Source organism: Melioribacter sp. Ez-97, from assembly GCF_051488665.1.
Classification (GTDB): Bacteria; Bacteroidota; Ignavibacteria; order Ignavibacteriales; family Melioribacteraceae; genus Melioribacter.
In genome coordinates this window covers 1-1,425 of sequence record NZ_JBPSEG010000028.1, presented here as the reverse complement: position 1 = coordinate 1,425, position 1,425 = coordinate 1, and the positions used below count along the sequence as shown (strand labels likewise).

Annotated in this window: 2 protein-coding genes; both read right to left on the bottom strand. The window is 35.1% G+C overall.

The window, feature by feature from the left end; translation table 11 throughout:
* Window positions 1-865, bottom strand: an 865-nt coding sequence (locus tag ACSSWA_RS14865; RefSeq protein WP_437357433.1) for a hypothetical protein, incomplete at its 3' end; no start/stop codon positions are given.
* Between the two features lie 11 nt (window positions 866-876).
* The coding region (locus ACSSWA_RS14860) for a T9SS type A sorting domain-containing protein (protein ID WP_437357431.1) at window positions 877-1,425 on the bottom strand (549 nt) is incomplete at its 5' end.

Sequence of the window (1,425 nt, the reverse complement as noted above, 5' to 3'; positions counted from 1 at the left end):
TCATGTAATCGGACATTGTTACTGAACCATCTGTTGTCCTATCGGTATAGTTAATCCAACCCAAATAATGCCTTTCCCATGAGTGCATGCCCCTGCTGCCATTCCATACAGGATATCCACTATTAGACATTAGACAAAGATTTGTAGCGTAACTGATATGGTTATAACCAAATAAGTAATGCCCCATCTCATGAGCTGCTACATAAAGTGTATAATCTCTCCCGTTGTAACCGCCTCTTTGTTGCACTCCACTACCTATATCTGTATTATTTACTATCTGTTTGCCATCAACGGTTATTGTTGAGCTTACATTTAAATGTGCAATCCCTGAATAATTCATTAAAGTTGTGCCAATTACATTTCTATAAATAATATAGACAAAATCAACTTTCCCATCACTTCCGGAACTGCTGCCATTTAAATTATCGTAATCAGAAAAATCTACATAAGGATCAACTTCCGCAATAATTTCTCTATTAACTTCTCCTATTGTTGAATAATGACTTTGATCATAGTCGGTAGTAACCAATTCGTCATAAACGTCACCGATAACCTGGAATGTACTATTTGACATTTCATTAAAATAGTGGGATAAATTATTCCATGAATAAGGGCCTCCTGTTGATGAATTTACAAATGTGTTTGCCCAATCCGGGTAACTATCTTTTGCCCATCCATTATCGTCTGTATTAGGGTCGTCTCTAAATTGAGCAAAAATTACAAAAACTTTGATAGTACCGCTTGTTGGTATATACGGAGCTGAACTACCTGAAGTTGTACCGCAAGCATCTTCAATTCCTGCTTTTATTTTCGTACTTAATAACATGCTTAGTACAATTAACAGGTATAATAATTTCGTTTTCATTTTATCACCTATTATTTAATTAAAACCATTGGTTTTGTAATAATTTTGGTTCCTGAAATTAGCGAGTAGTAATATACACCACTGGATAGACCTTTCGCATTGAAAGTTACGTCATATGTTCCAGCAGACTTTTGTTCATCAACTAACGTAACAACTTCTCTACCAAGTGGATCATAGACTACAAGTTTTACATTCGAATAAGAATTGCCTTGCCGGCTTCTAGGAATAGAAAAACGGATAGTTGTTGTTGGATTGAATGGGTTCGGGTAATTATTTTCAAGAATAAATTTACCGGGAATAGAATGTTCAATATTCTCATCTTCGACACTTACTATTGTCCCATATTGCTGTCCATTGATAATAGCTCCCGTACAATAACGACTTGGAGATTCAAGGTCAAAAGAAAAAATTCCAAATTTCTCGATAATTTCTTCACCCCAAAAGAGTTCTCCTATTTCGAAGTATCGACTTATAACTGTGTCACCATCAATTATAACCCAGTTTGTATCTTTAACTAAAACAGTTTTTTGACCGGGGAAAAAAGTAAATGGATTAGGTTG